The organism is Alteromonas sp. ABH4_457 (assembly GCF_056160625.1).
In genome coordinates this window covers 63585-87516 of the sequence record NZ_JBSWXN010000004.1, presented here as the reverse complement: position 1 = coordinate 87516, position 23932 = coordinate 63585, and the positions used below count along the sequence as shown (strand labels likewise).

Sequence of the window (23932 nt, the reverse complement as noted above, 5' to 3'; positions counted from 1 at the left end):
AACACAAGATGGCAATTGCAAACGAAATTATCGCTTCAAGCATCGAAGCAGGCGGCATGATTATCGCAGCGACAATCACCCTGATTGGCCTGATGGTATCGACCAAACGTGTTCTGAGTAACCAGCGTCTTAAACGACAGTTGCTGGTGGCTTATCAGGATCTTCGCGTGATGCAGGAAGTTGAAAGCGTCCACGTCCAGATGGAAATCGGGCGGGGAGAGAAAGAAAACAAGCAGATGGTACGGGATGTGGTTTTCCGCGAAAAAGGCCTGCGGGTATCCGGCAACAATTCACCCGCGCAGGTGGAGCAGAAGCTCAGCCGCTTAAACACCATCGAAGATTAACGGGCGGGCTGGCAACAGGCTTGCCAGCCGTTCCCCGCACAACGTGCTGATGACAGATCAATCAGCCCCAAACCCGAGGTGGCGGGAGGTCTCTCTCTCACTGGTTCTCGCCACCTCACCCTCTTACGGAGTATCTTATGTTGAAATCTGGTGATCCAGCCATCGTTGTCAAAGTCGCTTTTGGCGGACTTCATCGCAAATGCCCAGATGATTTCTCTATTGATATCGACACTTCCGCCAAGGTGTACGGCGCGGGTGACAAACAGGCCGTTGCCGAGAACCAAAGTCGCTCAGCAAAGTACCGCGTAAAGCAAAGCGATATCGGCAAGCAACTCGAATGCACCGATGATACAACAGGTGTACAGCCACACACTCACCACAAGCGCACAGATCCCACTTTATCAACCTATGGCGTGTTTTATGCTGACACCCCTGCTGACACCATTCGTCAAGCTGTCAGAAACTGGCTGAGAGCCGCAGCAAGGCAACTAAACAGCCCACTTATCGAGACGCGCTATCAGGATATCGACGCCGCTGTGGCGCGAATGTCATTCGCATAATCAACATATAAGGATAACAATCATGAGCATTGCACTCAAAATCCAACTGGGTACTGGCACTGTCAAAGGTGAGTTAGCGCCTGTCGAAAAGACATTTCCCAATGAGGGTGAGAAGGACGCTTTTATTGAAGGCGTAGAGCATGCCGTGGACGCTTACCCTGAGGACGTAGACGTGGAAGACGTAGACATCTCAGATCTGTCTGAGGAAGAACAGAAGCAGTTTATGGCAGGCGTAGAGGTTGCTGAAGGCTTTTCCGAGTACGAGGTGATTTAAGACCATGACTTTCGTTCGCAAACATTTTAATCACCACAAAGATGCCATCCCTCGTGATTGCTTCAGTGTCAGACTGGTATTTGCACCCGAGAGAAATGCAGGCATACAGCTGGAACACAAAGCGTATCTCGGGACTCAGGATGCCAGCCTGATCGGAAAAGTCACAGAGCTTCATCCTAAGAAGATCCTTTCAGGCATCTACAACCAGTATTGCCGCGCTGCGTATGGAAGACGAGCGGTAGTTGTGACCGCTACCGTGCCGCTGATTGAAATGACAGCCACCAAACAAGGTTTGCTCATCATGAGAACCGCGATGGAAGAAAGCTTCGCCAGAGAAGCCCAGCAGCTTGCCGAATCCATCGGTGTTGAGGTTGATACCATGCTGGCTGGCGCAACATTTCCTGATGCCAGCGAGTACGAAGCGGCGGTAAATGCTGCAATAAAAGAAAAAGCCGAAAAAGAGGAACGCGATAAACAATATCGATAACAAACAAGTTGACAATAGTCCGCTTTAGTGTTAATATAACCCTATCAACTGACGGGGCTTAATTCATGACACAATACAGCATTAACGATTTCTCTGAAGATACTATCGAGGATTTCGATGCTGCATCGCGTTATGTGGCTAACATGAAAAACGCAATCATTGAAATCTCCGGCTCTTTCTTATCGAAACACCCAGAGCTGGCAGAGGACAAGCTGGTGGCCGACTTGCTAACAAAGGACTACTGCCCTGCGCGTGCAAAGGAAATTGCCGGACTGCTTCGTGATGCAGCGGAACACGCATTTGAACGGGCAGTATTTGTTGTCACTGACCGCCTGATCCGCGTTATCCCGCATGAGAGCGCCAGTCTTCACCTGAAAGACATTACCACCGCAGACGCACTCATTACCTTTTTGCAGAACCGAGAAAAAGAGTACTTTACGGACACACTCTGGTATCCGGACAGCACCTACAAAGACGACATGGAAAGGCAAAAATGGCATCAGGAAATAGTGACAGAAATTGCACCCCGTGCAACCACACTGGCCCGAGACGGATTCCGTGAAGGACTGAAAGTTGCTACGCAGCACTATCTCGAAAAAAAGCAGTTTTACACTATTTGCCGGAATTAACTGACTTATTTACCTTTAGACGTAATGACAATGCCACTACTGAAGCAATGCCTGACCCTGATAATAATCCCTGCACCTGTGCTGGTGGCTATGCTGCTTGTCAGAGCAACAGAAAGCCGTTTGCTGAGTGCGACCGGACTATCAGGAATTATGATAGCTACACTTTTACTGCTCTGCTTCGCCATGATCCTAAGGGAGATATGGCCTGAAAAAGCATCTCAGAAAACCTCTGAATGCTAAAAGCATCCTAACTGAATCTCATGGAGACACACATGGCCGAAACAACTACTGACATTTCGCTGAAACTGTTTAAAACTGGTGACTATGAAGATGCAGCAGACGCCGCGTCCTCCGGAGCGTTATATCCCGTCAACATCCCTGATGATGACTTCACACCATCTACACTGGAAAACACGCTTTCCACTATCCAGCAGGTTGCCAACTTTTTTGGCTACAGTAGCAACGAGTCCGAAGTAGTTCTGGACGTTAATGGCAAATACTACACCATGGAAGAGATCGACGATCTGGCAGACGGTGAACACTGGGACAACCTGCACGGACTGCTCCAGATCCTCAACGCGCCTACTTTATAGGCGCTGAAAAAATCCGGCTCTCCCGAGACGATAAAAAGGCTTTCCTTGTCACCTTAAGAAGACAGAAAGGCTGTCAGAGCCATGCCACCAAAAAGCAACACAGACAGCGCAAGTGCAATCATTACAGTTTTGAGTTCGTGATTAATGCTGCTCTTTGCTTTGCGAACCTTTTTCTCCACATACCCCTTGTCATCGCTGAACCGCTTTTTAATACCAAGCACCCAAACTATTGGCTTAACGACAAATAAATAAACCAAAATACCCAGTGACACGATGACAACTGCCGAGCTGGCTGCTGTAGACTTTTCTACCTCCTTTAAGACAACGGGACGCGATGCTATCTTTTCAAATGCATCAGCGGGAATGGCGACCGAACCTGACGGGATCATTGCATCAGAATATACTCTTTGTCTGTCTATCCATCCTGCCTTGCCAGTATGTGGATTAATATTTCCTTTTGTTGTCCAGTTATTGTTAATCGTAGCATCCGCTTTCGTCCGGTAGTGTGGCGCAACATAAGTACCATCGCTTCGGTGGTATCCCTCTACTTTGACTTCCTCCTGTGCCAGCACACAGACCGCACAAAGCTGAAGCGCCAGCCAAAGAAGCAGTTTTCTGCCAAAATACACCTTTCTACACCCTGCGCGTCAGACAAACGGCGTTATCTGCTCTAGGCTCAACAGACATTGCAGGAGTTCCTCTATTGGTCGCACACTGGATCTTCAATTTGTCTTCTTCGTCTATAACAACATGATACTCCAGCCCATCTCGCGTTTTGAAAATTACTTTTTCATGCGCCTGATCAATCACCAGCGACTTCGGCTTTTCTTCTTCTGAAAACTCAATTAGCTGCCATTGCTTCATTCCGGCAAATGCAGATAGTGGCTTCACAGACTGAGAACCTACGCGCATAAACCCCAGCTCACTATCCTGATCCAAATGAACCGGTCTGACAAAGACTATCTCCGGATCGTTAAATGTAGTAATATCCTGCATCCAGTACCATCCTGACTCCTTCGGTGTTGCTGTACTAAATTCCATAGCAAAAAATCCTCATCTTCAAATGCAAAAAGTGCTCTAAATATCACGATGAACTGCTTTCCATGCAGATACTTTGTATCATAGTCACAATCACGACAACCGTCTACAAAACCCACCTTTTTTACTCACAGGCGTAATTTCAAACCTTTCACTCCAATTAATTAATATCTTATATTATATTCATTTACTTAAATACACTCACTCACCATCCGGCATTGATTATTGATTATAGGGTTGACATTTGAAGATAAATGAACTATTATAAAGAGACTGAATGAGAGAGTATTTATCTGATGACAACAGCACACTTGCACACCATGAACGCTACGGTATCTCAGCCCTTGACCGTCACCGTTTCCGGCGAGCAGGTGGTGTTCTGGGCATGTCAGCGTCTGCGCCGGAAGGCCGGATGGAAAAACACATATTTTGCCGATACCAACAAAGGTATGCTGATGGAGAATGTAGATTCGACACGCGGCAGTGACTACACACGCACCATCCGTCCTCTTACAGAGCAGGATATTGCTACACATCATGCACTGGGTATGATTACCAGTACGCTTAACTGAATATCTCTCACACCACAGGATAACCGGAACAATGAAAAACACACTACTTGCCGCAACAGCTCTTGCCTGCACATTTGTTATAACAGGCTGCGCGAGCCTTGGCTACAGTGGCGAAAATTTTACTCTTGAAGAAGCGAAGTCCCGCGCTACTTCCTCCCAAACCAATCCTGAGGGTTACCTTGCCACCTCCTGCATGAACAGTACGCCTGATAATACCCTGACACTGGACGAGCTGGCAGAAGCGAAGGGGTGGATTTGTGCAGCAGTTCCTATCAACAAAGAGCAGAAAATTTTTGAAAAGTCTTATCGCTCCACGCCCACCTACGAATCAAAAGTGGTGACAGTAAAAACCGAGACAGGGCAGTATGAAGAAGTCAGCCTAGACCAATACGACATCGGACTGGCTATTTCAAAAAATGACTCACACTTCTCCCAGAAACATGCGAGTTTACTGGGCTTTATGACCATGCAGTTCGGTGACATCACTGTCTACTCACCGTCCCTTCACAACTGCGAACTGGCAATAGCACTGGATGACAGCACTTACAGTGAATCTGCAATGACAATTGACGGCTGCTATTTTGAAGTCAGCCGCACAGACGTACCCCGCGACGAATGGATCGCCGGAATCAGGCAGTAAGGATAAATATGAACACGACACCACTTAATTTTTCGCTTCTGAGCACACTGTCCGAGCATAAAGCTGCCAGTGTAGCGCATTGCTGCAAAACAATACTGACACAGGCTCTGGACGTAATCCTGACAAACACACAACTGCATAACAACAGTTCCGTGATTGAGCAGCTCCCCAAAGCTTTGATTTCAGGTGCGGAAAAAACAATGAATAGCTTAAAACGGTGTGGTTCAGTTAACAGCAGCGCTTATATCACCGTCTTTAACAAACAGACAGCTGACAACGCTACCTTGCTCTTTTCCGGATACAGGGCTATTGGCGGCGCACTCACAGATCAATTTAAAGGCGCATTTCTGCCCAACCCTACGACTGAAGCGTTTGCCGCTGCCTTCTTGTTTCTCTATGATAATGTTGATTGGTTTGTTGAGAAACTAACATCAGATGACGAGGAACTGGCAGTACTTACCAATCCTCTTATTCACCCTGAAGATCATGCGCTGACTCGCCCCGAAGCCAGCTTCAATCTTGTACAGGCACTGGGACTTATCATCCAGCGCGAGCTGGATGCAAATATGCCAGCAGAGGATACAGACTGATGCATGAACGATACAAGACTACCGCTAAAAAATGCCAGTATTTCACAGATTGTGTGCTTGCCAGTGTGGATAACCATGCGATGTCCCGCTCGCGACAGAAAAAGACCTACGTGCTGCACCTTCACATGGCACAACAACTGGTGGACTCATTTTCCCATCTGGGTATCGACACAGAGGGGCGAAGCAAAAAGGTCGCTGAAAACTTTCACGGTAGTGTTATCGACTATGCGCGGGACATCGAGACTCGATTCGATGTCAAACCTTTCGCCACCCTACCAAAGCCATGTGGCAAACCTTTTAAATCGCCGTTAACACTCCTGAAGGCCATTGAGGTATACACGAAGCAATGTGTCATCTTGACTAAAAAGAAATCAGAGAAAGCGCGTCAGGAAAGGATTCTGATAAAAGTCAGGCTCGCCATCGCAGAAGTCCGCATAACTGACAGGGAGACCACATGAACGCAACTCCCACCGTTTCAACCAAGACCGTGAAAGGTGACGACCTCGGGTCGTACATCATGACAGAGGATGGCAGTCTGGCGCAGGTCTATCCCACGCTGACAGAAGTCACCGTCAAAAACGGACACATAGCCAAATCTTACTACTTTGTCCACAAAGAGAATGCGAAAGAATTCATCAGAAAAGAACGCGAAAAACTCTGAGCATTTAAGGATGAAGCAGAAATGACCTCACCGAAGCAAGAGCCTTTGTTTACGTTACAGCTGACACCTTCCATGCCAGCCACCAGCTTGAAAAAACTACTTAAAGAAGCGCATCGTATCGCCAGCCTTACCAGCGCTCGTGTCACTTTCACCTGTAACGACAATGAGTATGAGGTGACTACGGACACAGACATCAAAGAGGAGTTGAAACGCTTTAAAAAAGCAAGCAAAGAAAGAAAGGTGTCCGACAAGCCAGATCCTTCCAGCGCTCTGAACACAGACACCTTCGTTCTTGATTAAACTTGTTTACAATAATTATTGAACGTGTTATTATATCGATACTGAACAAAAGACGACTCCCGTAACTAACCTTCAGGAAATAATAATGGCTACCGAATTACAGGACGCAATTGATTTTGCCAAAAAGGCACACGAAGGCCATCTCCGGAAGTACACTGGCGACCCATACATCACACACCCTGTAAGCGTTGAGCGCATCTTGCGTGACGGCCATCCCAGCGCAACCCTTGCCCAGCGTAAGGCCGCCATTTTACACGATGTGGTAGAAGATACACCACACACTATCGAAGATATCGAAAAGCATTTTGGCTATGAGGTCGCAGTATTAGTCGACTGGTTAACTGATGTCTCCAAACCGGAAGATGGAAACCGCAAGGTACGCAAAGCGAAAGATCGCGAGCATACCGCAGCTGCACCGCCTGATGCGCAAATCATCAAGGTATGTGACCTTATCCACAACAGTGCGTCTATTCTGCATTTTGATAAGAACTTTGCCAGAGTGTACCTGAAAGAGAAGCGACTTATCTTAGATAGCATGCGCCGCGAAGTGAAGATGACAACGTTATGGAAACTGGCTGACAACATCATCAAAGACAGCGGCTTTTAAAATCTTTCTTATCAAGCGCACTGAGTCTATATTCACTGGCCTTATGCCAGCCCATTAATCTTTAATAACGCGATATTTGGCCGGTTTTTTATTACCTTATTCCTCAACTCTTGCTTTACTTTTAGTTTAACATGTGTTATTATATAATTCCTGACTGAGAGAGAGCGCACTATGACAAAGCACACTGCACGTAGCCACTTTAAAACCACACTCCAACACGACTCCGAACTGACCAGCTGCATTCGCGATGCCGTAAGCGCTGGCCTGTTTGAGCAAAGTGCCGAATGGATTGAAACCAAACTCACTACCGAGAACAACGAAAGCCTGAATCTCGGCATTCACCTTGATGCTGACAATGGCAGCATCTGGCTAGCGATGGATGCTTATGAATTCGGCTACTTCTGCAACGACACTGGGATGGATACACTGTACCTGCTCAACCTCCAAGAAACACTAAAGGAGCGCAATGGCCAGCCACTGACCCATGAGGTTGTTGCTGAATGCATCAAGCACGGGTTTCGTGAGCTGAGATGCAATAACGGCAGAAAGCCGAAAAGCAATCCAGAATCACTGAGCAAAATAAAGCAATGCGCTCCACACCTGACTAACATCCTGAACGCCGCAGCGCGAGCGACAAACTGGCTCAACAATACACAGAAACAAGGAGTAGCAGCATGATCAACGAACAACAAACCTGCAACACATGTGGCCGCGAGTTCTTCGAGCAGGGCGATGAGAAGCTGGTGGGGCGTCCATGCCCCGCTGTGGATGACTGTCCCTCACACTGGGAAGAAAAAGGGCTGCCACATCCCTGTCATCCTGACGCATAAAAAATACGGATACATCGCAACAATTAGTTTACTTTAAACTCATTTTGTGTTACTATAATTGCATCAACTGAGAGAGGAATGACGGATGCTGAAGCAACTGCAAGTGACTAACGAAAAAAACCTGACAATCAATGTGGTTTATGTTCCCGCTGGCCACGTTGCCCAACTATCCAGCGTGGGAGACCCCTACTCCGCGAAAACAGACATTATTGTTTTTTACGACGCTCGGTTTAATTTTACCGAATTCGGCCAGCATATCTCCCATTACAATGTTGATACCATTCAGCAGTGCCGTAGCGGCATTGATCTGGACGGCGGCGTACCCGAGTGGGAAGTCAGTTTAGAGAACGTCCGTAGCATCCAGCAGTGGCTGGATGCGTAAGGGAGGTCGTATTCTCTCCATGCTGGATTAATTATGACTGTTTTGCTTGACGACAAAGCCGATGCGCTTTCCTTGATAGAGACTATCACGCTTCTTGCCAAGCAAGGGGAATTTGAACACCTGCACAGTGAGAAATACCGGAACATGACCGCCTGTTTGCGTGAGGGTGTATTAAACGAACTCACAAAAAACATTGAGACAGCGAAGTTGAGTGAGGGTTGCGACATTACCGTACCTTCCTACTTTATGCGCTGCGCGGTAATGAACAACCACTTGCCCCTACATGATGCGGCTTTATCGCGACTGAAAAAAGCCACCGCTAGCGCTGAGATAACTGCATTGGGAAGCTCTCTTGTTTTTGCCGCCAAGTACGAGTGCTGGAAGATAGCGACCCCCCTTTTCCACCAGCTCTTCCTGCATATCAATGACGCTGATATTGATACCACCTTTAAAGGCCAGAGAACCGCTGTTTTAGCCTGCTTATACCGCGATCCTGCCGCGATGCGCTCCGCCGCGCTGGTGGAATTCCAAGCATGCCGTCATCATCCATTCAAGTCACAGGTCATTGAGCTTGCCACCGAAAAGCTTAAAGAAACATCCAACACAGAGAAAATGGTGACGCTGATTAAGGCGATCTCAGCGAATGCAGAGGACGTGCCTGAACTCACTCAATCCATCCTCACACTGTTGTTCGGAAAACCCTCTGACGCCATTTTCAGCCTGCCCGAGCAGCACGCGGCCTTCTACCCACAGATAATCACGCGCTATCTGAAAGGCGCGAAGAAAGATATTTATTCTCTTCTTTCCCGTACTGACCTCGCTGACTGGCAACGCGGCAAAATATTAGGCATGGTGACCGCATGATTGTGACCAAATTCAGTCAACTTTCTGAGTTCGCAGCCCGCTCACCGAGTGCTGACGAAATCTTTTCGGTGATTAACAGTTTCGGCAGCCTGCGCCACTTCTGCGAACTAATGGCCAATGAAACTCAGGTTCACACCAGCGCAGCTCAGGCTCTGTGTCACAACCTGCCTGATAAAACGTTAAAAGCACTCACCGCGCTGGTGGCTCAGGATGAATTTATGAGCACGGCGCAGGCTAAGTACTGGATGAGAACTGGCGTCACTGTCGGGTCAACAGCGTTATTCAAAGCAGGGTTAAACGGGTTCAAAAAACGCTTTACTTTTACGCGAAACATACAGGATACGAACACCTTCGCCAAACTGCTATCAAACGCCTTTGACAGCAAGACCTGCTCTTGGGCAATGAAGCGGGACGTTATTCATGCAACACTGTTTTTCTACTACATTATCGGCACGGGGCTTAGCGCTGATATTGAAATAAAGTGCCAACCCTTCCTCATTACCTTTTTCAAACACGCGCCGCAGGAGCAGGTCACTGACATCATTAACCTCATCACAGAGCACGGCACTACTCCGCTACGTGTACAATTGCTCCTGAAACTAGATGCAGCACTAAACAAGCCTGAAAGCGACGAGGAACGGGCAAGGGTAGTAAGCACGTTTCTGGCTCTGGCCAGCGACCTGCCCGTAGAAAAGAAACCACCCCGACTCAAAAATGCTGCCGCCATCTTCGGGGAACTCGAAACCGCTGTTACCCGCATATCTGAGCACCACATTGCCTACTACCCGCGAGTGATAGACATCTATCTCAGAGACAAAGAAGATGACGCTTACTACGCACTTCTGAGCCACCCTGAACTCAGCGACTGGCAGCGCAATATCATCCTGTCCAAAACCCGATAGGCACACTACGATGATATTTGCTTCTTTCGACGACCTGATATCTCTGCCAGAAAAGCCACACTCAGCTCAGGACATTCTGAATGGCATCAACTGTATCGGGAGTGCGCGACATTTTTGTCAGCTCCTGAAAGCACCCGATACCCTTTTTTATGAAAGCGTTATCGAGCTGTGCTGCAACCTTCCGGAGTCCACCATAACCGCGCTTACGCCGCTGGTGGAGCAGGATCACTACATGACAGCCAAGCAGGCAGAATACTGGCTGACTGTCGCTGTCAGAACAAACAATCAACCCCTGCTTACAGCCGCAATAGCCGGATGCAACAGACGAAGCGCTGACATCAATACGCTTCGCCTGATTGACATTATGTCATACGACATCATAAAGGCATCATGGCCAATCCGCGCCACATATTTAGCATTCCTGATAAGGTGGTATGCTACAGACACCTACAAGCGCGACAATTTTGACAGCAATAATCTTTTTGAAGAGAAATTAACAAGCAGCCTGCTTGAATTACTTCTCTGTGCGCCTGAAGAATACATTGAGAATATCATTAAGGTCATTATCGACGGAAAATCCTCTTTACTCAGAAACCTCCTGCTGGCGCGTCTTGACTTGTCAGTCTCACGCGCCGACGACAGCGACTTACGCAAGCGCGGGGTCGAAGCCTTCAAAAAACTGGCTGCAAAACTCCCTGCCGGACACAGTACACCAAGGCTCAAAAGCGCAGAAATTATTTTCGGTAAAGCAGACCTTGCCATCACTCAGCTGAGTGAAGATTATGCCGCCTACTACCCAAGGATTGTTGATGCATATTTAGCCAGCCGCTCGCGTACCTATTACGATCTACTTTCACTCCCTGAATTACAAGACTGGCAGCGCAACACCATACTGGCCATGTTAAAGGACAAATAATGAACTCACTTTCCAAAGAACTAGAGGAAAAACTCGCCTTATTGCACGCGCAAAAGGCCGCGCAATGGCCTGACGGCAATGCCGAGGAAGTGGCACAGCAGGTGTGGAATGCCGCTGCCGATGCCTTAACCACAGAATCCGGATCAAACCTTACGGCCTTTTTGCACTTTCCTGCATCGACCCGCGAATTCCGAAACCTCCTGTGGGACTGGATGGCCGATTTCTTTGGTGAACCTGCGCTGATCAAAGCCATGCGTGGACACAGCAAAAGACCACTGAATGCCCATCATCTGACCTTTCTCACTGGCAGGGCAGTCATGCAAAACAATCCGGTTAAAGTCTCAACGTTTGCCAATCAATTTGCACAACTCGGCTTTGACGATGTACTCGATCACGGCGTCTCCATCATTGCGTTTGCATTTCAGGACAGTAAGCCGAAGCTCGGCATGCTGCTTGCCCAAAAAATTCTTCCTGCCTGCGTCAACAACCGCTTCGCCGACATACCTCAGTACACTGCAACAGAAAGCATGGCAGACAGCTTCTGTGAAACCATCATACTCGCCACCTTTCCCGAAACACAGGCACTCTGCAACCTTCTTACCGATAACATACCTTATCAGGTCAGTCGCTTATTAAGACAAGCTGCTATCAGAATCATCAAGGCAACCGGCAGCGATGAGCACCACAAGAAATTAAACTATTTAATAGTACACCTCTCCTCTGACAGCGTGCTTCGCGACCCCGTGGACAACACCTCTATTCATCCATTGGCAGAGGAAGATACCATCAATACGCTCTTTGACAGCATCAGCACAGAGACACTGCTCTCATTCCCTGATAGTCATAAATTTCTCTTCGGACTTGTCGCCAAAAGCTTCGTCCATCGGTACGCTGATACCTGCGATATATACAATGAAATTTTGTGCAACCACTCCATGGCTCAATGGAAAAAAGACATCTTTCTGACACTCACTTAATTTACTTTTATATTAGTTTGTGTTACTATTTCGGTGTTGTCATTTTAAGGTTAATCATTCATGACGCTACACGCCGAACTCGCCGACAGGATTACTCAGCTTGCCAGTGACGCCAACCCGCAACCTTGGCCACATCCGAATGGCGCGGAGGTCGCAGCAGCAGTCTGGCAAGCCAAGGATAACATTGCTATTGCCAGCTTTTCGGAACAACCTGTGGAGCTATACCACAATCGCGAGCCTTTCCTGCACATCCATTCCGAAACAAATGGGTTTTACCCTGTCCTTATTCGCTGGATGATTGCCTTTTTCGGCTTTGAAAATACCCTGTCTGCTATGCAGCCTGCGCCGGATACCATCGTTCATGCTGACTTCTTAAAAATCGTCTTTGAAGTGGCAAATGAGCACGAGGAACAAGCCTACCTGTTAACACTCCTGCCGCTTCTCAAGCAGCATAGTGCAGACACCCTCACTGAAGTGGCCGTTGCCGCACTTTCCCACGCCTACAGTCCTCAAAAAACCCGAGCTGACACGTATTATATTTCTCTTCAAAATATCCTGCTGCCATTATGCCTGACGCACAGCGGCGGCTTTTTAAGAACAGAGTCCCGCATTCTGCTCCTTGAACACCTGAAAGATATGGCGCACAACAGCGCGTCGGATGCTGAACACTTTACAGAGTGCCTTAGTCTGCTTAGAACACACCGCCATCGGGGGCTTGAATACGAAATCGGCGAACTTCTCCCCGAGAGCACCGTGGATTATGTTTACGATGTCTATGAAACCTCACCTTCCCAAATGATTATGAATAACGCCACACCCGTTGCGATTGAACATTCCAGAGCGCTGTTCTTTACGACACTGCATCCTGATTGTCCGCCTGTTCGCAGTAATCAACTGTCCTACGATATACTTCTTGTGCTTTTCGGCATCCCGACACTCACAAACGTTATTCAGTTTGATGCTCGCCATGCACCTTACTTTAGCGCCTTTGCCGAAGCCTATCTGAGCAACAGCGGCGATAACGTCTCCTATACGGATTTACTCCTGCACCCTGACTTACAAGACTGGCAGCGATCCGCTATCTTGGAACTGATAGGATAACCATGCCGATTTCACTCAGCGAAGAACTGGAGAGCAAGCCTTGTCCGACTGGCAACGAAGCGAACTGATGACATTACTTGTTGACAACTAGATTCATTTGCGTTATTATACCACCTCATTAATAAGGGGAAGTATTCTATGTCAGTGACTCGTTTAGATCCTGCTATCGCCACCGAAATCACTGCCATCATGGCTGCCGATCCGAAAGGAAAATGGCCTAATCCGGATAATTATGACGTCGCACTGCATGTATGGAAGGCTTCAGCACATGCCAAAGTAATTGGCAACGCCGATATACTATCTGAACAATTTCTTCATTTTAAAGCCCAAGCGCTGCACTTCAGCGACAATTTCCTCACATGGGTGGACAGCTTCTTTGGCCGCCAAACATTGATAAGACTGATGCTCACTCATTCCTATCGCTACCTGCGGTGGGACTTCAACCTCTATCTCGTGAAATCAGCCATTAAAAATAATGACGAATCCCGCTTTGATGAATACCTAAAATTATACGCAGATCAGAATGGGTGTCATATAGACCGGATCTTCGAACTGCATTTCCTGCTATTTAACAACTGCAAACCCAGTATACTGACAAAGTTTCAGGATACGATAATCCCGATTTACTTCGAGAACAGACAGGCATACCACTACAACACAAGGGACAACGGACATTTCGAAAACTATGTCAGTAAAGCCATTTCTCTTATGAGCGATGAAGGATTTGAGCAACTCACCGACATAATCAGCAAGCATCGCAACCCTTATCTGGAAGAACGCTGCCATAAACTGGCGTCTTTTACGATAGACAACACTAAAAAGGCGCGGGATAAACACAATGCAGAACGAGCCAAAACGCTCTTTTTCGCCGCCCTGCATGCTGACAGCGAACCCGTCGAAATGACCAAGTTCATGCTAGTAACTCTGTTCGGAAAACCGACGATTGAGAATGTCGTGTCCACTAAAGATCGCTACTTCCCCTACTTCGAAGCTATGGCAAGTGCCTACAGAACTGCCACAAGTCGTAAAAATGCCTTTACCGACTTACTCTCCCACCCAGACCTTTCCGAGGAACAACGCAGCTACCTGATGACTCAGGTAGCTTGACACCGAACCTGAATTTAGTTGACTTTTGAATAGTTTGTGATATTATTAAGTCTGTATTTTACAGGGTATATAATCATGATCAAATCTGTCAATGTCGGCGACAAAATCACTCTCGCAGTGCTTCGCATTCCCTCCTTCCACAGTCAGATGAAGGCACAAACAGAACCTCTCTGGACACGAAGCGGCATTGAGCTGACAATCCATGATAACCAGATTATTGAGCGTGCCGAAAAAACGGCGGCGAGAATAATTAATAACGGGAAAAGTGTTGTTTTCTCAACGATTCATTTATCGACCCCGTTCAGTCTTGCATCTCACAAAAACTATCTGCTCGGCACAGGGTTTGATTTCATTCATCTTGACGCCATTTACCCAGCCGGTACATCTCACGCCACCATACATCAGGACGCGGAACAGGCTGTGCGTAACTATCAGACGCTACTGGACAATGCCGTTCAATCTCTTACCCAGCAGGTGTCCCGCCCGTTTAATGAATTCATTTTGTCTTCTGCTCGGCACGTAGCCTGAGTCCACATGCGGACATCTAGTTGCATATTGTCCAATTATGTGCAATTATTAAGGCAGCTAATACCGGAGTCACCATTATGAGCGCAGAAACACTACAGGCAATTGCCACCGATACCAAAAAGGTTCAGGTTGCCCTTAAAACCTTTTTTCGCATCACGAACGAATGGGAGATGACAACTGCCGAAAAAATGGCGTTACTGGACGTAACCAGCCGAACCACCCTGAATAAGTGGGAGAAAGGTGAAGCAACAAAGATCAGTAATGACCAGATGACACGCATCTCTCTGGTTCTCGGGATTTATAAAGCACTCCGCATCCTGCTTCCAACCGTCAAGCAGGCACATGAGTGGATGAACCGCCCTAACGCACATTATCACGGTAAAACCGCCCGTCAGGTGCTGGCCAACGGGAGTATCGTCTCCCTGTTTGATATGCGCAGATATCTTGACGGGGTACGGGGCTGAGCATGCAGGATATTCAACTTGACTGGGAGCAGGCACATCGCCTGATCCCTTCTCATTTTCCGCCTATCAGCGTCTTTGAGGACGTGGCGGATAACGATGAATTCGATATTCTCTATGAAATTGAATCCCTGACCAATGACCGTCTGCTCGCCGAGGTCGGTGACATCGCCCAGCTTCCTCCGGAAGAGCGTATTTTTGGCAGCGGCTCTACCCCCATCATGGCAGCATTTACCCATATTGGCATCCCCTCCCGTTTCACCAACGGCGAATACGGCGTGTACTACGCCGCCAATACACTCTCAGTAGCCATCGCCGAAACACAACATCATCACTACGCAAAATTCATGGCCGACACGCAACAAGATGACTGCGAGGTTACTATGCGTCAGTACATCACACAGGTAGTACTGCCTGTGGTTGATGTGACAGATGACGACAGCCTGCACTTACCTGACGATTACAGTAAGCCACAGACATTCGGAAAAACGATGCGGGAACAAGGCGTCAATGGCCTGCTGTATCGCAGTGTCAGACATCCACAGGATAATGGCCTGTGTGTTGCACTTTTTCGACCCAAAGCCAGCTCTCCGGCCATCCAAGGCGCTCACTTCCGGTATGTCTGGAGCGGAAAAGAACAGCGGTTCACCGACACGTTAAATATCAGCAAATTCTCAACATAGTAACTTATTTAGTTGACATGTGATAACTTTCATGTTATTATATACGCATACTGAATACAGCAACTGAGAGAATAGTGATGATTAACGATCTGACACCGGAACAACTAAAGCAAATGTCTTTCAGTGAGTGCCAAACCGCGCTTGCAGGGACTGAGCTGGTGGCCTTCAGCTTCAGTGTAACCAGCCATCCTAAGCAGGGTAGCGAAAACCCCAAAATCGAAACCTCGCCTACCGCCTTTGACCGATACCGCAGCAATGTTGGCCCAGCACCAAAATGCGACATTCTTATCGGAAACAGCTCCACCAATCTGGATCGTATCTTTGAAATCAATCCGGACGTTATGACTCTCTCTGATGATATCGCTTTTTTCCGTGGCGAACTAAAATGCTTCGGCTACTGCCTGCCGGAAAATCTGGAGACGGTAAAGCAGGTGTTCTTCGAATACGCCAAGAAAAAACGGGCGGAATACATCGCTCGACTCGAAGCAGAAATCGCCAACCTCAATGCCGCAGATTTAGGCTAATACTGCTGCTGGTGGCCTGAGCCGCCAGCCTTTCAGAAAGGAATTTTTCATGCTTTCAGAAAAGCGCGTCACCATCATGGCTATTCGGTACACGATACTGGCCTTGCTCGCAAAGCGCTTAGGTCAGGATGCTTCACATCCATATTGTAAAGCCAATATCCTTATCACAGTACTCGATCTTCCAAATGAACCTCGGGCTGCGCGGCAATCTTTATGGTCAAAAGAGACCATTACACAATACGCCGAACAGGTGCTGAATGCATGGCTGGAAAGTCCTGAGTACACCACCACGTCCATCAACGAATGGATGAGTGCCAAGGTCGATGGAGACTATAAAGCATGGTCAGAAGGTCAGGTCTCTGCGACCTGACTGACTATCACTCTATTGCTTTCCACTTAGCTCGCTCGCCTTCCTGATGTTTCACGGGATTTATCCTGTTCTACAGTTGACTTTTAATAATATCTGTGTTATTATAATCATATCAACTGAGAGAGGAAATACAAATGCTGAGACTAACAAAAGAAGCGCTTCGCAATGCTGCAATGAAAGCGAATGGTTGTGACGTTGCACTTATGGATAACGCGAAGGCCATCGCGCACTGGATGACCGTGGGTCTGCTGCCATTGTTCGCAAAGACCATTATCCCTGATTCCAAAGACGCAGAAGCGTGGGCGGAGTGGCTCAAAACGACCTGCACGCACTACATCAACAACCCCATAGCAGTTGATTTCCTGTTGCTGGATGCGAGTCACGCTGAGGTGATAATGCCTTACCTGACAGACTTCAATCACAACGCAGAACTTAGCGTCACCACATTAGCGATGCGCCCTGACCAGTCCCTGTTTAAAGTTGCACCTTACCTGCCAAGTGTCACCCTCGCACACATGCTGCTTGAGCATGCCGGGGAGCTGGCATCAGCGGTATTCAAATTCGAAAGCGCAACAGCACTGGATTTTCAGTTTGAATCCAAAGAAACTATCCGCCGCTGGTTTGCGAATCATCTGAAAGCTGTTCTTCGCTACGACATTCTGACGCAATGCCAAGCGCATGCGAGTGCGACGTAAGCCGCTCTTCGCTCTCCTTCAGACACTCACAAAAGGAATGACTCGCATGACAGAATCACTCTCGCAGAAAACACCTGCATCACGCAACATCAAGATCCCAGCGCGTATCACCATCGAAACGCCAACAGGCGTATCTGAAGCACAGCTGGGACTGTGTGGCGATCCAGACTATATGTTACCGGTTCTGGCAGGTATACTGGACAGAAACCTGCCACTGACCATAGAGGAACTCGAAGCAGGCTACCGCCGCTATGTGATTGATGATGTGGTGGATAATCACTTTCGCCGCACCACACCTGCGCCGGAAGGCAAGGCCAAAGTTGCCCGCTTTGACTACCACCTCAGTCTCGACAAGGTACTGACCTTTCAGGCCAACGACATTCGTGATCCGGAAAATATCGGCAACGCTGTCAATCCGCTCAGCGTGTCAGGCATGCCCCGTGGATACAGAGAGAGTGTCAGCATTTCGCTTCACCGGCTCGCGCAACACGGATACCAGCTGGCCAGCTGACCGAAATGATGCGAAGGTGTCAATAGACACCTTCACTCATAAAAGTCACTTTTATTATTATAATAGACTATGTATAATCCTCCCACCGCGCATCTTGCGCTTTATTTACGGAGTATTATTAATGCCACTACCTATCGAATTTGCCCTAATCCCCATCGGCGTATTTGGCCTTAGCGCCTTAGCAAGCAGTATCGTATTTACCAAAGAAAAACACCTGACATTCATCTCTATGTTTGGAAAATACAACAAAACACTTGATGCGGGTATTGGCTTTAAAATTCCCTTTATCACCAAAGTCGATACGTCCGAGTATACCGGACGAAATCAACACCCCGTCTCACTCACCGTAAAAACGGGCGATCAGACCACCCTGACACTGGGTATTAAAATCTTCTACAGTATTTCCGGAAATGTTTCTGAGGCATATAAGGCCGTATACAACACGGAAAGCTACACCCAAGACATGGACTCCCTCGCGACAGACCGCGCTGTCAGCGTGGTAAATGGCATGACGCTTAACGAAGTATTCAGCAGCAAAGACGACATTCGGGAAGAAATCAAACAAGCGCTGGTGGCCGACATGGAAAATTACGGCATTAAGATCTTAGACGTCACCTGTGATGAGCCACAACTCCCCGCAGCCGTTGAAGCCACGAACAATGAGCTACTTATCGCCAAGCGTGAAAAAGAAGCCGCCACTGACCGCGCCGAAACCATTCGCATCACCAAAACCGGTGACGCACAGGCTGACGGTGAAGCCGTGAAGATCCGACTGGGGAAAATCGGTGAAGCCCGTAAGCAGTTTGCTGCCGAAACCACCGCAGCGGTTCAGGAAATGGTAGCGGGCGGCATCCCAGCTGATATCGCCATTAAGTTTATGTCCGACATCAGTGCGCAGGACGCCATGATTTCTGCGGCCAAATACGGAAACATGGTGATTGTACAATCCGGACAGGAAGGCAGTCGCACCATCGATCCGATGCAGGCCACACTTACCGGACAAATGATGGCGTCAGCCAAGCAAGCCAAACCGGACAATGGCACAAAATAAGACTTACCCGCCATTCATTAAATAGCCTCATATCGAGGCTATTTTTATTGACATTAAATATCATGTGTGTTATTATATTCATACTGAATTACACAGAAGGTATATAAGCATGTCACGCATCCATGTTCCATTGATTAAATACACCCTCACGCCTGCTATGCTTTTCAGCAGCCTGTCTGCAAAAAAAGATGCGACACACTACCTGTTCGCAGGTGGCGGTTTCATTGACGGAAAATACGAAAGTTTTTTCGCTGCACCTTCTGACTTCCTGCTGGAACTATGGCGTGAAACACTGGGAAAAGCCGGAGCAGGAGACATCACAAGCTTCGATATCGCAAGCAAGTTGAATGTCGAGCCGGATGATGCGCCACGCCGCATCTACGCCTGCTACATGGACGGGATCGGAAAACGCCAGCTTGGCGTCATCTCCCCCCTTGAGCTGCACGCCCTGTATGAACAAGTCTTGGCTGGCGGCGAACCCGTGGTGCCACTGGGTGAGTTTTCGGACGAGACACTAGCCTATGCCCACCGTTTCTCACTAGACAGCTATAACAGCGGCGAATAACTATTTAGTTGACAATTTCTAAATTTTTTTCGAAAAATGTGTTGACAAATAGCTTTGATGTGATAATATTGAGTCATCAGGTAGGGAGTGCTCCTTACCTCACAGACTCAACCCAAAGCGGGTGGCTTCGGCCACTTGCACCAATACGAGGTAGCAGTATGTGGTTAACAGCAGCAGCTTTAGTCATTGCTTTCATTTTATTTAAACTGATAGCGCTTTACAGAGACGTTCGGGACGTCGATTTATCCGTCCTGCTAGAAGCTATAACCCTTTAGCATTACTACTACCCAGTGCGCAGACTGAACGCGCACACCGGTCTGAGTCTTACCCTTTTGGTAGGCGTAAATCGCTTGCCGATTAAGCTCCTGTAAATCGGGCGCAGGGTAAGGCGACCTTTTAGGACTACATCAGTCACCCTCTCAGTCATCGCACTGATGTAGTCCGCCCCTTAATGCTGCACCGACTCTCTCAGTCAACTTTCTCGGTGCAGCCCCTATTGCCGAGCCAGCGACACCTCTCTCTCAGTCTCCGTGGCTGGTTCGGCACCTCTTCCTGATATCTCTTTGTAAGCAATCCATGTCATCTGCACGCTGACAAAGGCACAAAAGGCAGCATACAGATATGCACCTGTACTAAGCATCGTCGGAACCCACAGCACGTTCATGATAACTAGTGCCACCCTGAGCTTCGCGCCCTGCAATTTGAAGTAGCCGTAAGTAGACAATAACATGCCCAAGATCAGCACCAGTTCGTCCATCCGACCCACCAGCATCCACTGCCCCAGCATCAATCCCATAAAAAATAGCATGACATCGGTGCGTGACGTCCGGTCAGCTGCAAACAAGCGTATTGAAGCCAAGACACTGACTATCGCTGTGGCATAAGCCCCCAGCAATACCATCTGCAAGGCCACCAGCATGTTACAGATGACATTCCCCCAGATGAGTCGTCGGTCACTTACCTGACCCGCTGCCCATATTCCTGCCGCGATACTAAGACAGCCCGACACTTGCGCTACCAAAAAACTCAGTTCCATAATCTAAATACCTTTTTAATCCTGACGCAAAACACCTTCAGAATAAAGAACGCCCCAAGGCGCTCTGCAACTCCCCCGACTGACCTAATGCCGAGAGTACATTTCACCGAGCAGCCATGAGGCCGCAAACGTGTGAGAGAAGCGCACAGGCGCACGATCAACCACCTAAATACCAAATCGCAGTCCAGCTGCGCTGTGTAATCATACAACATATTAATCTGTGGCAGCACCCTTACATCCTGTCGGGGATGGTTTATTTTTTCGCATCATATCTCGCCAGTCCTGCCGGATGACAGGCAGCATCAATAGGCTATTAATGCCGTAGAAAAGCGCAGGCAAATAGGCGTCGTAATACACCAGCACAGGACACCAGAAGCAGTTCATCAGCACCAGTGACAGGCGCAGCCAGCCGCCCTGTAGTTTAAAATAGCCAAACGTACTTATCAGAGAGCCTGCAACAAGGAAAAGCTCTACAGACTTACCGACGAAAAACCATTGCACAAGCAGTGCCGCCATAAACACCAGCATGATATCAGTACGCTGGGTTTTTGATGCAAAGTACAGCCGCGCAGAACTCACAACACTCGCTCCCGCCGTCGCAAAAGCGCCAAGACCAATCATCTGTATTGCCACCAGAATATTACTGATCATAAAGCCTGTTATGAGTCGCTTATCCTCTTTTTGTGCCGACGCCCAGATCCCCGCTACGACCCCTAGCGCACCCACGGCTTGCGCCAGCCAATAAATTAAATCCTGTTCCATAAATACCCTTACAATTTTCAGTGAGCGCAACGCGCTTCGTTATTATACAGAGTTTTAATTATAAAACGCCGTATATTTTAATCAGTTATTTACTTTTACTATTATTTGTGTTATTATGACCTCACTGAATGAGGGGCGTTATGAGCATTATTTCCGAATTTACATCACTGAGCACCCTACGCAAAAATCAACAGATCATGGCGTTTTTCCTGTTGTTCGTGAATACGATGCTGGTGGCTGTGACCGCAACGTTTTATATCGGTCAGTTCGGCGTGCAGGGCGTGATCCTGAAAGACTACGCCATCTCTTTCTTCGCACTGGTACTGTTCGTCCCTGCGCTGGGAAAATTTGCGGTATCCAGTCCGCTTCGCACCTTCCGCGTATCGCTGGCAATGGAATTTCTCTCTGTGGTCGGATATCTGCTGGTAAGCCTTAATGTTACACCGGAGATCTTGCTGCCTGTCGCAACGGTACTTATCGTATCTTCTAACCTGCTGATGCGACCTGTCCTGACGCAGGTAGACAGCCTTGTCACCAATGGCGAAGCCAGTTACTCACTGTTTAAATCAAAGATGGATGCACTGTATACCGCCATCGGGGCGGGCGTGGGAGCGCTGTTTATCCTGTTTTCTCTGCCGACTACACTCTCTATCAGCGTGTACGCTACCTCTCTGCTCATGGCAAGACTGTACAGAAAGAAAGTACTGGAAGAAATTTACCAGACAGAAGGTGATATGGCGCTGTCAGAAAGCCACACCTGACCGTCACATGGACAGCCCTCGCTCTGGATCAACAGGGGATAACCCGAACACCTGCCGCTTTGCATTCTCTCGGATAGCCCTCACGCTGTTTAAGGCCGTATTCATCACGTTATAGTCTGGCGCAGCAATCACATCGTACTCAGCACTGTCCATGCAGCTCAGCGTTCTGACGGATTCCGCTACTATCATCACCTGTTTATACATATCTTCTGTCAGGTTATCCGGACAACCGGATAGTTGAATACTGCGACAAGACCGACCCACTGTCTGCATCGTATCCAGTGCAGTAAGCTGGATAGACTGTTTGGCGTCAGCGTACTCCGCTTTATCCGCACTGATGCATTTATCCTCAAGCCTTTCCATTTGCTTGTCCCATTCTGTTTTAAATATTAACCCTGCGGCGATGACCGCGTTACTGGCGCGGACAAAATCCTGCAACTGCCTGTTCATAAAATACCTCATAAATACCAAAAGCCTTTGCTTTTCTAAATAGTATCACGGGTGATATTACCTTGGACAGGCGACACTTATCTGACTGCTCACAAATCGCACAAGAAAATGATTTAATTTATTTTGTTGACATTGTTTATATATGTGTTATTATAACCTCACTGAAACGCAAGACCACTCCATAAGGAAGCTCTATATGAAATCACACTCTCGCAATATCATGTTCGCAGTACTGACCGCCGCTTGCTCAATGTCCTTTACAGCCACTGCCTCGGCAACGGATGAGACAATTTCTGTGCGTAGCATTACCCAATCAGCTCTGAACGCCCTGTGTTACGCTGCTGCTGAAGATACAAACGCTGCTTATCATGCGCAGGCAACCCGCTTCGGCGTATCGCGACTGGATCTGGCGAAACTGGAAAAGTCGGCTGACTGCAACGGTATTAAGCTGGGACAGGTGGAATCAAACTGGCGAAAGCGTAACGCAGCCTGATCCGAACTTCACTCCGGTCTGTGGCTGATGCAGCATTGCATCAGCCAACCTCATTCAGAAGCTGTTTTCCCAACTATTCTCCTGTTTCTGTTCATTATCCTGACTCCAGTGTACTGCAAACCGCCCGATATGCTCATGCACCGCCTGATTGTCCAGCGTGGCCTTTAAGGCCGGATGAATATCACAAGGCGCAATGTTATCAACCTCAGCCAGCGTCAGCCACACTGCCTCGGTATGCTCGTCATTGAGCTGCACCTCAAAGTCATTATCCACCAGCGCGATATACGTCTCATAAAGGAACTGACGGGCTGGATCGTAATACTGCGCTATACGCTCTTTGTAGCCAAAAAGCGGATACCCGACCTCTTCAAGCACTTCACGCTCCAGCGCTTCCTCACCGCTCTCGTAATCATCTTTACGGCCACCGAAAATACCCAGTACGTTTGGCATCTCGACAATATCAGAACGTCTGCCAAGTAAGATTTTTCCGGATGCCTTACTCATGATCACCGCTCCTACGGCCACATCTGTCGCCTCCTGCATCTGCATTTCCGCTATTTCGCAGGCTTGGCCTGTTGCAGCTTGGCCTGTTGCATATACTTTTCCCATAAATACTCCATAATGAATGCCGTTACTTATACACAGCATTGTAACACAAAAAGCGAACA

39 protein-coding genes are annotated in these 23932 nt (G+C 48.1%); 33 read left to right on the top strand and 6 right to left on the bottom strand.

The features are described 5' to 3' along the window. The first annotated feature begins 8 nt into the window (after window positions 1–8). The 6 genes from ACXAGR_RS10020 to ACXAGR_RS09995 all read left to right on the top strand — a co-directional run bounded on the left by ACXAGR_RS10020 (window position 9) and on the right by ACXAGR_RS09995 (window position 2887). On the top strand, window positions 9–344 hold the full coding sequence (locus ACXAGR_RS10020) for a hypothetical protein (RefSeq protein WP_474849789.1): 336 nt from the start codon (window positions 9–11) through the stop codon (window positions 342–344). Window positions 345–481: 137 nt separating this feature from the next. Next, window positions 482–904: a hypothetical protein gene (locus tag ACXAGR_RS10015; RefSeq protein WP_474849787.1), complete on the top strand. Its 423-nt coding sequence runs from the start codon at window positions 482–484 to the stop codon at window positions 902–904. Between the two features lie 22 nt (window positions 905–926). After that, window positions 927–1178 carry a hypothetical protein gene (locus ACXAGR_RS10010; RefSeq protein ID WP_474849785.1) on the top strand — a complete coding sequence of 84 codons (252 nt, stop codon included), beginning with the start codon at window positions 927–929 and terminating at the stop codon, window positions 1176–1178. Between the two features lie 4 nt (window positions 1179–1182). After that, window positions 1183–1665, top strand: coding sequence for a hypothetical protein (locus tag ACXAGR_RS10005; protein ID WP_474849783.1), 483 nt, complete (start codon window positions 1183–1185; stop codon window positions 1663–1665). Window positions 1666–1730: 65 nt separating this feature from the next. Continuing rightward, window positions 1731–2294, top strand: a complete 564-nt coding sequence (locus tag ACXAGR_RS10000; RefSeq protein ID WP_474849781.1) for a hypothetical protein — start codon at window positions 1731–1733, stop codon at window positions 2292–2294. 272 nt (window positions 2295–2566) lie between these two features. Next, complete coding sequence (locus tag ACXAGR_RS09995; RefSeq protein ID WP_474849779.1) at window positions 2567–2887, top strand: hypothetical protein; 321 nt, start codon at window positions 2567–2569, stop codon at window positions 2885–2887. A gap of 53 nt (window positions 2888–2940) precedes the next feature. Here the strand turns inward: ACXAGR_RS09995 and ACXAGR_RS09990 are convergent, their stop codons facing one another. Together ACXAGR_RS09990 and ACXAGR_RS09985 are read right to left on the bottom strand one after the other, a co-directional pair. Further along, window positions 2941–3516, bottom strand: coding sequence for a hypothetical protein (locus ACXAGR_RS09990; RefSeq protein WP_474849777.1), 576 nt, complete (start codon window positions 3514–3516; stop codon window positions 2941–2943). Between the two features lie 4 nt (window positions 3517–3520). Continuing rightward, complete coding sequence (locus ACXAGR_RS09985; RefSeq protein WP_474849775.1) at window positions 3521–3928, bottom strand: hypothetical protein; 408 nt, start codon at window positions 3926–3928, stop codon at window positions 3521–3523. A gap of 293 nt (window positions 3929–4221) precedes the next feature. Between ACXAGR_RS09985 and ACXAGR_RS09980 the strand changes: the two genes are divergently transcribed. The 25 genes from ACXAGR_RS09980 (at window position 4222) to ACXAGR_RS09860 (ending at window position 19762) form a co-directional block, all read left to right on the top strand. Further along, a complete protein-coding gene (locus tag ACXAGR_RS09980) occupies window positions 4222–4497 on the top strand; it encodes a hypothetical protein (protein ID WP_474849773.1) in 276 nt (91 codons plus the stop codon). A 31-nt stretch (window positions 4498–4528) separates the two neighbouring features. Further along, window positions 4529–5137, top strand: a complete 609-nt coding sequence (locus ACXAGR_RS09975) for a hypothetical protein (protein ID WP_474849771.1) — start codon at window positions 4529–4531, stop codon at window positions 5135–5137. A gap of 200 nt (window positions 5138–5337) precedes the next feature. Beyond that, window positions 5338–5727, top strand: a complete 390-nt coding sequence (locus tag ACXAGR_RS09970) for a hypothetical protein (RefSeq protein ID WP_474849769.1) — start codon at window positions 5338–5340, stop codon at window positions 5725–5727. Next, window positions 5727–6185, top strand: coding sequence for a hypothetical protein (locus tag ACXAGR_RS09965; RefSeq protein WP_474849768.1), 459 nt, complete (start codon window positions 5727–5729; stop codon window positions 6183–6185). The genes ACXAGR_RS09970 and ACXAGR_RS09965 overlap by 1 nt, the downstream gene beginning before the upstream one ends. After that, on the top strand, window positions 6182–6388 hold the full coding sequence (locus ACXAGR_RS09960; protein ID WP_474849766.1) for a hypothetical protein: 207 nt from the start codon (window positions 6182–6184) through the stop codon (window positions 6386–6388). Before ACXAGR_RS09965 ends, ACXAGR_RS09960 begins: the two co-directional genes overlap by 4 nt. Before the next feature lie 21 nt (window positions 6389–6409). After that, window positions 6410–6688 (top strand): hypothetical protein, encoded by a 279-nt coding sequence (locus ACXAGR_RS09955; RefSeq protein ID WP_474849764.1) that lies wholly within the window; start codon window positions 6410–6412, stop codon window positions 6686–6688. Between the two features lie 85 nt (window positions 6689–6773). Further along, window positions 6774–7295 (top strand): HD domain-containing protein, encoded by a 522-nt coding sequence (locus tag ACXAGR_RS09950; RefSeq protein ID WP_474849762.1) that lies wholly within the window; start codon window positions 6774–6776, stop codon window positions 7293–7295. 171 nt (window positions 7296–7466) lie between these two features. Next, the gene (locus ACXAGR_RS09945; protein WP_474849760.1) at window positions 7467–7973 is read left to right on the top strand and encodes a hypothetical protein; all 507 of its coding nucleotides are present in this window, start codon (window positions 7467–7469) and stop codon (window positions 7971–7973) included. Continuing rightward, on the top strand, window positions 7970–8125 hold the full coding sequence (locus ACXAGR_RS09940) for a hypothetical protein (RefSeq protein WP_474849758.1): 156 nt from the start codon (window positions 7970–7972) through the stop codon (window positions 8123–8125). Before ACXAGR_RS09945 ends, ACXAGR_RS09940 begins: the two co-directional genes overlap by 4 nt. Before the next feature lie 85 nt (window positions 8126–8210). After that, on the top strand, window positions 8211–8507 hold the full coding sequence (locus tag ACXAGR_RS09935; RefSeq protein WP_474849756.1) for a hypothetical protein: 297 nt from the start codon (window positions 8211–8213) through the stop codon (window positions 8505–8507). A gap of 33 nt (window positions 8508–8540) precedes the next feature. After that, entirely contained in the window at window positions 8541–9371 is an 831-nt protein-coding gene (locus ACXAGR_RS09930) for a hypothetical protein (RefSeq protein WP_474849754.1), read from the top strand. Then, window positions 9368–10273: a hypothetical protein gene (locus tag ACXAGR_RS09925; RefSeq protein WP_474849752.1), complete on the top strand. Its 906-nt coding sequence runs from the start codon at window positions 9368–9370 to the stop codon at window positions 10271–10273. Before ACXAGR_RS09930 ends, ACXAGR_RS09925 begins: the two co-directional genes overlap by 4 nt. A gap of 10 nt (window positions 10274–10283) precedes the next feature. After that, window positions 10284–11189 (top strand): hypothetical protein, encoded by a 906-nt coding sequence (locus ACXAGR_RS09920; RefSeq protein ID WP_474849750.1) that lies wholly within the window; start codon window positions 10284–10286, stop codon window positions 11187–11189. Next, complete coding sequence (locus ACXAGR_RS09915; protein WP_474849748.1) at window positions 11189–12166, top strand: hypothetical protein; 978 nt, start codon at window positions 11189–11191, stop codon at window positions 12164–12166. The genes ACXAGR_RS09920 and ACXAGR_RS09915 overlap by 1 nt, the downstream gene beginning before the upstream one ends. A 60-nt stretch (window positions 12167–12226) precedes the next feature. After that, a complete protein-coding gene (locus tag ACXAGR_RS09910; RefSeq protein WP_474849746.1) occupies window positions 12227–13267 on the top strand; it encodes a hypothetical protein in 1041 nt (346 codons plus the stop codon). A 138-nt stretch (window positions 13268–13405) separates the two neighbouring features. Beyond that, window positions 13406–14374: a hypothetical protein gene (locus ACXAGR_RS09905; RefSeq protein ID WP_474849744.1), complete on the top strand. Its 969-nt coding sequence runs from the start codon at window positions 13406–13408 to the stop codon at window positions 14372–14374. Window positions 14375–14449: 75 nt separating this feature from the next. Continuing rightward, window positions 14450–14902, top strand: coding sequence for a hypothetical protein (locus ACXAGR_RS09900; RefSeq protein WP_474849742.1), 453 nt, complete (start codon window positions 14450–14452; stop codon window positions 14900–14902). Window positions 14903–14979: 77 nt separating this feature from the next. After that, window positions 14980–15366 carry an antitoxin Xre-like helix-turn-helix domain-containing protein gene (locus ACXAGR_RS09895; protein WP_474849740.1) on the top strand — a complete coding sequence of 129 codons (387 nt, stop codon included), beginning with the start codon at window positions 14980–14982 and terminating at the stop codon, window positions 15364–15366. 2 nt (window positions 15367–15368) lie between these two features. After that, complete coding sequence (locus tag ACXAGR_RS09890) at window positions 15369–16046, top strand: RES family NAD+ phosphorylase (protein ID WP_474849737.1); 678 nt, start codon at window positions 15369–15371, stop codon at window positions 16044–16046. A 74-nt stretch (window positions 16047–16120) separates the two neighbouring features. Beyond that, complete coding sequence (locus ACXAGR_RS09885) at window positions 16121–16570, top strand: hypothetical protein (protein WP_474849736.1); 450 nt, start codon at window positions 16121–16123, stop codon at window positions 16568–16570. 76 nt (window positions 16571–16646) lie between these two features. Then, window positions 16647–16940 carry a hypothetical protein gene (locus ACXAGR_RS09880; protein WP_474849734.1) on the top strand — a complete coding sequence of 98 codons (294 nt, stop codon included), beginning with the start codon at window positions 16647–16649 and terminating at the stop codon, window positions 16938–16940. 134 nt (window positions 16941–17074) lie between these two features. After that, window positions 17075–17635 (top strand): hypothetical protein, encoded by a 561-nt coding sequence (locus tag ACXAGR_RS09875; RefSeq protein WP_474849732.1) that lies wholly within the window; start codon window positions 17075–17077, stop codon window positions 17633–17635. Between the two features lie 46 nt (window positions 17636–17681). Further along, window positions 17682–18146 (top strand): hypothetical protein, encoded by a 465-nt coding sequence (locus ACXAGR_RS09870; protein ID WP_474849730.1) that lies wholly within the window; start codon window positions 17682–17684, stop codon window positions 18144–18146. A 121-nt stretch (window positions 18147–18267) separates the two neighbouring features. Continuing rightward, window positions 18268–19197, top strand: coding sequence for an SPFH domain-containing protein (locus ACXAGR_RS09865; RefSeq protein WP_474849728.1), 930 nt, complete (start codon window positions 18268–18270; stop codon window positions 19195–19197). A 109-nt stretch (window positions 19198–19306) separates the two neighbouring features. After that, window positions 19307–19762 carry a hypothetical protein gene (locus ACXAGR_RS09860; protein ID WP_474849726.1) on the top strand — a complete coding sequence of 152 codons (456 nt, stop codon included), beginning with the start codon at window positions 19307–19309 and terminating at the stop codon, window positions 19760–19762. Window positions 19763–20255: 493 nt separating this feature from the next. On the opposite strand, the gene ACXAGR_RS09855 is transcribed toward ACXAGR_RS09860, so the two are convergent. Together ACXAGR_RS09855 and ACXAGR_RS09850 are read right to left on the bottom strand one after the other, a co-directional pair. After that, complete coding sequence (locus ACXAGR_RS09855) at window positions 20256–20798, bottom strand: YgjV family protein (RefSeq protein ID WP_474849724.1); 543 nt, start codon at window positions 20796–20798, stop codon at window positions 20256–20258. A 213-nt stretch (window positions 20799–21011) separates the two neighbouring features. Continuing rightward, a complete protein-coding gene (locus ACXAGR_RS09850; RefSeq protein WP_474849723.1) occupies window positions 21012–21560 on the bottom strand; it encodes a YgjV family protein in 549 nt (182 codons plus the stop codon). Window positions 21561–21700: 140 nt separating this feature from the next. Between ACXAGR_RS09850 and ACXAGR_RS09845 the strand changes: the two genes are divergently transcribed. Beyond that, window positions 21701–22321, top strand: a complete 621-nt coding sequence (locus ACXAGR_RS09845) for a hypothetical protein (protein ID WP_474849721.1) — start codon at window positions 21701–21703, stop codon at window positions 22319–22321. A gap of 3 nt (window positions 22322–22324) precedes the next feature. Here the strand turns inward: ACXAGR_RS09845 and ACXAGR_RS09840 are convergent, their stop codons facing one another. Next, complete coding sequence (locus ACXAGR_RS09840) at window positions 22325–22771, bottom strand: hypothetical protein (RefSeq protein WP_474849719.1); 447 nt, start codon at window positions 22769–22771, stop codon at window positions 22325–22327. Between the two features lie 196 nt (window positions 22772–22967). On the opposite strand from ACXAGR_RS09840, the gene ACXAGR_RS09835 reads away from it, so the two are divergent. Further along, entirely contained in the window at window positions 22968–23264 is a 297-nt protein-coding gene (locus tag ACXAGR_RS09835; protein ID WP_474849717.1) for a hypothetical protein, read from the top strand. A 54-nt stretch (window positions 23265–23318) separates the two neighbouring features. On the opposite strand, the gene ACXAGR_RS09830 is transcribed toward ACXAGR_RS09835, so the two are convergent. Further along, window positions 23319–23873: an NUDIX hydrolase gene (locus ACXAGR_RS09830; protein WP_474849715.1), complete on the bottom strand. Its 555-nt coding sequence runs from the start codon at window positions 23871–23873 to the stop codon at window positions 23319–23321. Window positions 23874–23932 lie beyond the last annotated feature (59 nt).